This is a genomic window from Schlesneria sp. (genome assembly GCF_036405755.1).
Classification (GTDB): domain Bacteria; phylum Planctomycetota; class Planctomycetia; order Planctomycetales; family Planctomycetaceae; genus Schlesneria; species Schlesneria sphaerica.
Window position 1 is genome coordinate 21,529 of record NZ_DASWWZ010000624.1, and the last position, 9,372, is coordinate 30,900.

Consider the following 9,372-nt stretch of genomic DNA (forward strand, 5'->3'; position numbering starts at 1 on the left):
CAGTCAAATAGCGCGGACACGTTCAGGGTCTGCCAGTATAATCCCCGCGCCTTGCGACAGTTACGCCGTTTGGGCCAGAAGAGAGACTAACAAGGAGCCACATCGATGAAAGCCGCCTTTATCCGCCAGACTGGTGCTCCTGATGTCATCGAATATGGTGACCTGCCAACCCCAGAGCCACGACCCACGGAGGTTCTGGTGAAAGTGGGGGCCGTCGCCGTGAACCCCATCGACACTTACATTCGAGCGGGCGTCGTATCGATGATCTCGCACTTTCCTTACATCATCGGTTGTGACCTGGCAGGAACGGTCGAGAAAGTCGGCAGCGAAGTCAAACGATTCAAGGCGGGTGACCGAGTCTGGGGTAGCAACCAGGGCCTGTTCGGCCGCCGAGGCTCTTTCGCGGAGTATGCATCAGTCGACGAACGCTGGCTGTACGCGACCCCCGCTAAGCAATCTGACGAAGAGGCTGCGGCCGGCGCGCTCGTCGGATTGACCGCACACATGGGGCTTTTCCTGCACGCTGAATTGAGCCCGGGCGAAGTGGTCTTCGTCAACGGTGGTTCAGGGGGCGTGGGTTCCTCGGTCGTTCAACTGGCCAAAGCGGCGGGAGCATTCGTCATTACAACCGGCGGTAGCGAGCAGAGCATGGACATCTGCCGTAAGCTGGGTGCTGATCTGGTCCTCGATTACAACTCCCATAACCTCGACGATCAGATTCGGGCCTTCAGCCTCCCTCATGGAGGCATCCACGTCTGGTTCGAAACTCAGCGGGAGCCCACCTTGGATCGGACCGTCTCGTCGATGGCTCCCCGCGGACGCATCATACTCATGGCCGGTCGTGCCGCCCGACCTGAATTTCCCGTCGGTCCTTTCTACGTCAAGGACTTAAGGATGATTGGCTTCGCCATGTTCAATGGGTCACCGGAAGAACAGCGAGCGGCCGCAGACAAGCTGAACACGCTTTATGAGTTCAAACGCTGGAAGCCGATGATCGGAAAAGTCCTGCCGCTGAGCGACGCCGCTTTGGCACATCAGATGCAGGAAGATAATACCCTGCAGAAGCAAGGGACCATCCACGGCAAAATCGTCCTGACGCCATAGCCAATCGGTCGTCTCCTCGATACTGCAAAGGACACCGCAAGGGGTTGGGGCGAACGTAGCGAGTCGCTGCCGTGTCAGCTTACTGCCACGGCAGCTTTGCCGGGCCCCTTGTCGGGAATGCGTTGGTAACAATCGACCAGAACGGAATTTCACTTGGCTGAACCCATTCGAGAAGACCTGAAAGTTCAAAACCAGACTGCAGTGCTTGTTTCCGTGCCGGATCCGAGTCGCAACCTGGGCAAAGAACAAGCACTGGATGAATTGAAGGGGCTGGTAAAGACAGCAGGCGTCAAAGTCGTTGGTGAACTGGTTCAACGACGCGGACGTCCTCATCCGGGCACCTGCCTCGGAAGTGGTAAGATCGAGGAACTGAAAGACCTCGTCGACGCGACCGGTGCGAAACTGATTATCTTCGACAACAATCTGACTCCCGCCCAGGGTCGGTACTTGGAACAGGCCACCAAGCGCATCATCGTCGACCGTAGTGAGTTGATTCTCGACATCTTCGCGACACATGCCCGCACAGCCGAATCGCGGCTTCAGGTGGAACTGGCTCAGCTTCAGTACACCCGTACCCGACTGAAACGGATGTGGACTCACCTTGAGCGAATCGAGGGGGGGATTGGTGCCAGTCGAGGTCCCGGTGAAAAGCAAATCGAAACCGACCGCCGGATCATCGATCAACGGATTGATGAGCTGAAGACCAAACTGGCCGAAGTGGAGATCCGCCGCGAACGAATGGTTCGCCAGCGCGAGTCTCATCCTCTGGTGTCTCTCGTCGGTTATACAAACGCCGGAAAAAGCACCCTGATGAACGCCCTGACCGGGGCGGACGTCTATGTCGCCGACCAGTTGTTTGCCACGCTGGATACGCGAACCCGGAAATGGTCCATCCCTGCCTGGGGAGATGTCCTCCTGAGCGACACCGTCGGATTCGTGCGCGACCTGCCGCACTCGTTGATCGCCTCGTTCAAATCGACACTCGAAGAAGCCCGCCAGGCCGACCTCCTGATGCATGTCGTCGACGTGTCGAACCCCGAAGCCGAAGATCAGGTGGAAACGGTGGAGCGGGTGCTGGACGAAATCGGTGTCGAACGACGCAACTTCATCCTGGTCTTGAACAAGATCGATGCGGTACGCGACCGGGGCTTGATCGACGTTCTACGAGCCAAGTACGAGCACTCTGTCACTGTTTCGGCCCGGACACGGGAAGGCTTCGACAAGCTCGGAACGCTTGTCGGCGAACTGCTGGGCGAAGGCTACGTCGATGCCGAGATCGTCACATCGGCCGGAAACGGGAAGCTTTTCGCCTTTCTGGCCGAGCATGCCGAAGTGACCGACACCCGCTACGAAGATTCCACCGCGATCTTGCGTTGCCGGATTGCGAGAAACATTCTCTGGCGCGTCAGCGGCGAGGGAACGACCGTACGGGTTCTCTCGGACACTGCGCAGCCACAACCTGCTTCTACTGCCGCTGAAGGAACTTTATGAGCCTCTCGAAGAAAGTCGCGATCGTCACAGGGGGTGGAACCGGCGTCGGACGGTGCACCGCACTGCGACTCGCCGATCTCGGCTATGATGTCGCGGTCATTTACTCCCGGTCGATTGAAGAGGCAGAACAAACAGCTGCAGAAATTACCCAGCGTGGTGTTCGCGGTACCGCCTATCGGGTGGATGTCGCAGACGATCTCGCGGTTCGCAAGATGGTGGACACCGTCGTGGCGACGTGGGGACGCATTGATGTGCTGATCAACTGCGCCGGAACGACCGAGTTCATTCCTTTCGATGATCTCGAACAGGTGACTGACGATGTCTGGGAACGACTGTTTAAAGTCAACGTCGTCGGTGCGTTTCACTGTGCTCGCGCGGTGCGCGAGCCGATGGAGCGGTCGGGCGGCGGTACCATTATCAATGTCTCCAGCGTAGCCGCATTGCTGGGACAGGGGAGTTCAATCCCTTATTGCTGCTCAAAAGCGGCCCTCGACAACCTGACCGTTTCCCTTTCGCGCACGTTCGCCCCGCGAATCCGCGTCAACGGCGTTGCCCCCGGCTTCATCGCGGGACGCTGGACCGAAGGAGGACTGGGGCCAAACTACGATCGAGTCAAGGCCTCGTTCGAACAAGCCCTGCCACTTGGGCGGGTGTGTGAGCCGGATGATGTCGCGGAATGCATCCTGAGCCTTGTCACAGGAAGCAAGCTGGTGACGGGTCAGACCCTGACGGTCGATAGCGGCATGATGATCTCGGGATTCCAGGTAAAGCTCTGCGAATGAGCAGGGACTGAGGGACGGCCTGGTCGCGATCACCTGCGAACATCGGATCTCGGCCGGCCCACGTCCACCTTCCCGTACTTCGAGGGTCGCACGCCCAGAAGACCTCGAAGGATCCGCCCCTGTTTATAATTGAAGACGCCGCAGGACTTCTTCCCGTCCCATAAGTTCGTCGCACAGCCTTCGAAGCGCGATGCGAGTCGGAACCTGAGACCGCGGAATCTTGACGGAACTGCTGTCACTGACGGGAAGCAGATAGGTCGTCTGGCCCAGTTGCGTCGGCTCAATTGACTTCCATTCTGCTGAGTCACTTCCTTTGACGTGCGGGGCCGCTCGATCTCGATATTTGACCCCCAGCCGACAGAACCTGACACCGAGTGTCGCCAGAGCGGATGTCACCTGCCGATGAGAATCACTGGTCACCGGAATAATCGTCCGTGCATCGACACCCAGATCCAAATCGTGTGCAAGGTTACCTAACCACGTTTTTGCGATCTGACGAGACTCCTCAAGTTTCAGCTGCTCACGCTGTTCCAGGTCGACCTTCATCCCCAGGTCTTCTGCCGAGAATGCGTAACAGCCGTAGAATAGAAGTTTCAGTTCCTGCAGTTCTTGAATCAGCGGTAAAGACCGCTTGCCGGTCTCGGAATGACCGTAAAGCTGCATCAACTGAGGTTCGGCAATGAGTTGTCGCAATGTCTGTTCGAGGAACTCGTAAGATCGAGCCATACGGAGATAGTAGGTGGGGGCGGGCTCAAGACGCAGGTTCGGCAGGAAGAGAGCTGCGTCTTGGCCATTGGCCTGTGCGGTCGCCAGGAATTGCTCCTCGTGAGTCTGGATGACTTCAAACTTCTTCATGGTCGCCTCGAGGACTTCCAGTCGACGGCGTGCATACCGACCTGTGAAGGCCAGAGAGCGTGCTTCATCCCCCAGTTGGGGAACAAGCAGTGCGGTCAGTGCGTAGGCCTGGTAGTCGCACCATCCACTTTCTTTGGTCGGACGGACGTCCACATGCTCCGAATGAATCGTTCGCACCATGGCCCCGATGAGATCTTCGTCATCCGGGCAACCAAGTGGAAACACCCGCCGAGCTAATTCCGATTCTCGCTGAGACTGTGGCGGAAACAGCGATACCGCACTCGACGTGATGTCTCGATCACGGCGAAGACGAACCAGTTCGATTGCGTCCGCTGTGTCTACCAGGTCGAGAATGGTGAGTCGTGTCGATGGTGTCACGACCCGGCTCCAGCGCGTCAGTATCTGACGATACTCGGCGGCGAGCGAAGGATCGGATTTCAGAACCTGAACGACCGGGTGCATCCAGTCATTGTCATCCAGATCAAACTCCATCTGGAAATAGCGATAAACCCGATCACATTTCTGGAGCACTTCACTGGCTTTGAGAAAGCCCGCGGCTTCGGAATGAGCTACCTCAGACGAATAACGCCTCACGAAGTACTCTTTGGCAGACTCATTGGTCATGGGGAGATGGATCTCAGCGAGATCGAGTCCCGCCGCGAAATAGGCCGCTGCCCGACTGTCGGGGGGCAGGGCATTCCCAATCCGCTGCAGAAATCCAAGATCTCCTTGCGTGGCTCCAGGAACTCCCAGAAACCAGAATTCTGCCAGTGCGGTGATCAACCCGGCATCGAACTGCCGGGACTTTGCGTCAATGAGATCGACGGAGGGGAGGATTGGAATTCCGTGCGATTGCACGCTTGCTAACGCATCACGAAAGTTGGAATGGACCTTAAGCAGGTTCTGGTCCTGATCGGGCTTCAACGCGGATAGATCCAGCTCCGTCACGCAGCCGCTGAGGTTAACCCCCATGTCATTATTCACTCGCGGAGAGACACGCGCCGGATCGAACGACGGAGCGGATCGGGGGGCCCAGCCATCATCCGGCCCACTGGTTTCATCCGCTTCAGAAAGATGGTACTCGGTCGTTTCCACCACGATGAAATCAGGTCCCGAACATCCCGCCAGGAGACCTGAGAAGAGACTGAAAACGGCCAGCGACGAACGTGAGCAGCAACACCGACGATGAATCCAATTCATGACAACCTCCTGGGATACTGCCCTGGTCCAGTGACGCCTCACTCGAGATCGGAACCCATCAGTGAACGGCGTTGCCTGATGAAAGTAATCACGACATGGCTCACAAGATAATGATGTGGAAGTTTCATTCAATGTCAGATTTGCAGCATAATGCGAACTCTGTCATAAGTTTCCGCCGGCAATTACACACAAAGAATACACTACGTGAAAACATGGACACTGATTTCATTCTTATCATCTCCCGGGGACAGATCTGGACATCAGCGCAGTTCTCTCATCGGATATAATTTACATACAAACGCTCAGCATGCCCCCTCTGAAGATCGTCGTAGCGATATCCCGACTCATCTACCCCACTCTGCCTGACCGACAAGGCCAGATGGAGGAACGTGATGTACAGGGGACCAGATCGGTTCGACATTGACGACCCGCTCAGCGACAATGTCCTGGCTCACGCTGTTGAGCGGTGAGCCTTCTCATATTTCCACCTCGGCCCTGTGCGACAGGATTGCCCATGACTGATTGGAATCCGAACCAGTACATGCAATTTGCGGATGACCGAACCCGAGCGGCGATTGACCTCTGCAATCGCGTTCCGCTGGAAAATCCTCGTACCATCATCGACCTCGGCTGTGGCCCCGGTAACAGTAGCCGGATTCTCCACAATCGCTGGTCGAAATCGGAATTGACAGGAATTGACAGTTCTACGGAAATGATTGCTGCGGCCCGCAAGTTACCGCTTCCTTGTGAATGGTTGCTGGCGGATATAGCCCAGTGGGAACCACTCAACAAAGTCGATCTGATATTTTCTAATGCTGTGCTTCAGTGGCTTCCTAACCATGACGTATTAGTTCCACGGCTGATGAGCTACGTCAGTCCTGGTGGTGTATTGGCATTTCAAATTCCCAGCCACCACTTCCCTGCGGTACGAGAATTAATCTTCGACATTTCACGCAGGCCGGCGTGGAACGATCGATTACGAGGTGCTCGCAACGCGTTACCCCGCCGAGCGCCACACGATTACTATGATCTTCTTTGTCATCAGTCAGATCACCTGGATGTCTGGGAGACCGAGTACTATCACATCATGGATTCGGCCGAATCCGTGATTCAGTGGATCTCAAGCACCGGTCTGCGACCGTTTCTGGCAGATCTGAACTCCGATACCGATCGCGCCACCTTTCTCACCGAGTTACGCGAACAGACCTCCTTCGCTTATCCGAAACGACTCGATGGGAAAGTCCTCTTTCCGTTTCGTCGAACCTTCGTGGTCGCCCGTCGCCGTTCCTGAAGATCCCTGGCGAAAGACGCCTTCCCCTCGCCCCCGCCATTTGGCCAAGAGAACGATCATCATGTCTTGCCTGTGCGGACGAGCATCTGACGCGCGGAGCAGAGTGAACTGGCGGCCATCACGGTCAGTGAATCAATCCCGGTACGACGCTTTTCGCAGGTTCGTTGAGGCCCCGACCGGCGTAACGCCGCCTCACGGAAGCAGTAACCCGTCATACTGCCTCCGTAGCCGCGCACAAATGGCTCTCTGACCCGGCCCTGGTCCTTGTGTGAGTTCTGTCGCTGTGAGATTATGCCAGTCTCAAATTTATTCAGGAGAACCCATGTCTCAGACAGATCATCTTTATTCAGAATTGTGCCGTTTACTCAAGGATGCCGCGCTCTTGGGATCCTGCGCGAGTGTCCTGAGCTGGGATGAGCAGACCTTTATGCCCAAACACGGGGCGACCCACCGGGCCGACCAGTTGGGTTTGCTGGCCGGTTTAGCACACGAGAGAGCGACTTCGCCTCGGATTGGCGAACTCTTGTCACAACTGGAAAAGAGTGGTGAGCTGGGTGACTCCGACGGCGATGTGGCCGTTAACGTGCGAGAAGCCCGGCGCACTTACGATCGGCAGACGAAGTTGCCACGCAGACTGGTAGAAGAGCTGTCTCGAACCACGACGCTGTCGCAGCAGGCCTGGATTTCGGCTCGTGAAGACTCTGACTTCGCCCGGTTCCTCCCCTGGCTCGACAAGATGATCGGGCTGAAGCGGGAAGAAGCACAGGCCGTCGGCTACGGTCAGGGAATTCCCTACGATGCTCTGCTGGATGACTACGAACCAGGGATGACGGCCGCAGAAGTCGAAAAAGTCTTCTCTCCCTTGAGAGACGAACTGGTCAAACTGGTGGCAGCCATTCAGCAATCGTCGAAACGTCCGCACGTCGAGATTCTTTCACGACACTATCCCAAGACACCGCAGATTGTGCTCGCCGAAGGTGCCTCAAAAGCCATTGGCTTTGATTTCGAGGCAGGGCGCGTCGATGAATCGGCCCATCCCTTCTGCAGTGGATTTGGTCCGGGTGACTGCCGACTGACCACCCGTTACCACGATCACCATTTCAACTCTGCCTTTTTCGGAGTGCTGCACGAATCGGGACACGGGATCTACGAGCAGGGACTGCCACGCGACAGCTTTGGGCTTGGGATCGGCCAGTCGACCTCCCTGGGAATTCATGAATCCCAGTCACGTCTGTGGGAAAACTTCATCGGACGCAGTCGTTCGTTCTGGCAGTATCTTTACCCCACGGCTCAGATGGCATTTCCCCAGGCGCTGGGTGACGTTTCCCTGGAAGAGTTCTACTTCGCGATCAACGACGTCCGCCCCTCACTGATTCGTGTAGAAGCGGACGAAGTGACGTATAACCTGCATATCATGCTGCGGTTCGAGATCGAGCAATTGCTCATCGCGGGCGACCTGAAACCGGCAGACGTCCCCGGTGTCTGGAATGAAAAGTTCAAGAGCTACTTCGGTTTGACGGTCCCCGATGACTCCCACGGATGTTTGCAGGACATTCACTGGAGTGCTGGACTGCTGGGTTACTTCCCCACGTACGCCCTGGGGAACATGTATGCCGCACAAATTTTTGCTGCTGCAAACCGCGACTTAGGAGCCATCGACGAGCTTTCTGCCACCGGGAAACTGAAAACTCTGAAGAATTGGCTGAACGAAAAGATTCACCGCCACGGGAAACGATATCCAGCGAAGACGCTTGTCGAGAAAGTCACCGGCGAAACACTATCACATCAGCCATTGATCGCCCACCTGAAGTCCAAGTACTCCGAACTCTATGGATTGTGATCCCTCATGAATGACGATTTATCCCCCCCCGATGGTCCCCGAGGTTTTCCAAAAGGGATCCTCGTTGCAGGGGCAATCGCGCTGATAGTTGCCTGGGTGCTCCGACTGGTGATCACCCCTGACAGTTCGGCCCAGATCGGAAAGCCATTTCCACCGATCGAGGCAGGGGGGTGGATCAACGAGCCAGGGCCAAGCCCTGAGGACTTGAAGGGGCAGATCCTTGTCGTTGATGCCTGGGCCTTCTGGTGCATTCCCTGTCAGGCCATTGCTCCGTATCTGATCGACCTGCATGATCGGTATCAGAGCAAGGGAGTCAAATTCCTGGGACTGACGTCAGAAGGAGGGGATCGGAAGGGGTTGGAGATGAGTCGCATGTTTGTCGACAAGTTAAAAATCCCCTGGCCGAATGCCTATCTGGCAATCGAACCCCTGAAGGCACTTGAAGTCGAAGCAATTCCCCAGCTCTGGATCGTCGACCGCGACAACCGCATTATTTTCCACGAAGTCGGCTTCCATCAGGGGTCAATCGCCTCGATGGAGAAGGTGCTGGATGAAGCCCTGAGCCGTACTCCCTGAGGCCGTTGAGAGAATGTCGGGCCCGTCCGGAAGTGACGCTTTCCCAGGGGGGCCTCCCGAGTTCCGGGCAATCCGCCACTCCGCACTCCGGCCAATCGGGTAGGAGGAGGGGTTACCCCCTCCGTCCTCCCACACCACCGGACGTACTCATCGTATCCGGCGGTTTCTAAGATGGTTGTAAATCGGCGTGCCTTTGGGTCAGGAAGACGAGGCCGAGACGATGGAACCAGTCG

At 56.6% G+C, this 9,372-nt stretch carries 7 protein-coding genes; 6 read left to right on the forward strand and 1 reads right to left on the reverse strand.

Translation table 11 applies throughout. The features are described from left to right. Positions 1-105 precede the first annotated feature (105 nt). From VGE80_RS20750 to VGE80_RS20760, 3 genes are all read left to right on the forward strand, one after another. The gene (locus VGE80_RS20750) at positions 106-1,104 is read left to right on the forward strand and encodes an NADPH:quinone reductase (protein WP_397569385.1); all 999 of its coding nucleotides are present in this window, start codon (positions 106-108) and stop codon (positions 1,102-1,104) included. A gap of 153 nt (positions 1,105-1,257) precedes the next feature. After that, on the forward strand, positions 1,258-2,595 hold the full coding sequence (hflX, locus tag VGE80_RS20755) for a GTPase HflX (protein ID WP_397569384.1): 1,338 nt from the start codon (positions 1,258-1,260) through the stop codon (positions 2,593-2,595). After that, positions 2,592-3,377, forward strand: coding sequence for an SDR family NAD(P)-dependent oxidoreductase (locus VGE80_RS20760; RefSeq protein ID WP_397569383.1), 786 nt, complete (start codon positions 2,592-2,594; stop codon positions 3,375-3,377). The genes hflX and VGE80_RS20760 overlap by 4 nt, the downstream gene beginning before the upstream one ends. 123 nt (positions 3,378-3,500) lie before the next feature. Here the strand turns inward: VGE80_RS20760 and VGE80_RS20765 are convergent, their stop codons facing one another. Then, complete coding sequence (locus tag VGE80_RS20765; RefSeq protein WP_440593982.1) at positions 3,501-5,432, reverse strand: hypothetical protein; 1,932 nt, start codon at positions 5,430-5,432, stop codon at positions 3,501-3,503. Between the two features lie 514 nt (positions 5,433-5,946). On the opposite strand from VGE80_RS20765, the gene VGE80_RS20770 reads away from it, so the two are divergent. From VGE80_RS20770 to VGE80_RS20780, 3 genes are all read left to right on the forward strand, one after another. Next, entirely contained in the window at positions 5,947-6,723 is a 777-nt protein-coding gene (locus VGE80_RS20770; protein ID WP_373652924.1) for a methyltransferase domain-containing protein, read from the forward strand. A gap of 322 nt (positions 6,724-7,045) precedes the next feature. Continuing rightward, positions 7,046-8,563, forward strand: a complete 1,518-nt coding sequence (locus VGE80_RS20775; RefSeq protein ID WP_373652925.1) for a carboxypeptidase M32 — start codon at positions 7,046-7,048, stop codon at positions 8,561-8,563. A gap of 6 nt (positions 8,564-8,569) precedes the next feature. Then, positions 8,570-9,139 carry a TlpA family protein disulfide reductase gene (locus VGE80_RS20780; RefSeq protein ID WP_373652926.1) on the forward strand — a complete coding sequence of 190 codons (570 nt, stop codon included), beginning with the start codon at positions 8,570-8,572 and terminating at the stop codon, positions 9,137-9,139. Positions 9,140-9,372: the final 233 nt, after the last annotated feature.

Coding starts and splice junctions, on each gene's coding strand:
- VGE80_RS20750 (WP_397569385.1), top strand. CDS start 106: ATGAAAGCCGCCTTTATCCGCCAGACTGGTGCTCCTGATGTCATCGAA.
- VGE80_RS20760 (WP_397569383.1), top strand. CDS start 2,592: ATGAGCCTCTCGAAGAAAGTCGCGATCGTCACAGGGGGTGGAACCGGC.
- VGE80_RS20765 (WP_440593982.1), bottom strand. CDS start 5,432: ATGAATTGGATTCATCGTCGGTGTTGCTGCTCACGTTCGTCGCTGGCC.
- VGE80_RS20770 (WP_373652924.1), top strand. CDS start 5,947: ATGACTGATTGGAATCCGAACCAGTACATGCAATTTGCGGATGACCGA.
- VGE80_RS20775 (WP_373652925.1), top strand. CDS start 7,046: ATGTCTCAGACAGATCATCTTTATTCAGAATTGTGCCGTTTACTCAAG.
- VGE80_RS20780 (WP_373652926.1), top strand. CDS start 8,570: ATGAATGACGATTTATCCCCCCCCGATGGTCCCCGAGGTTTTCCAAAA.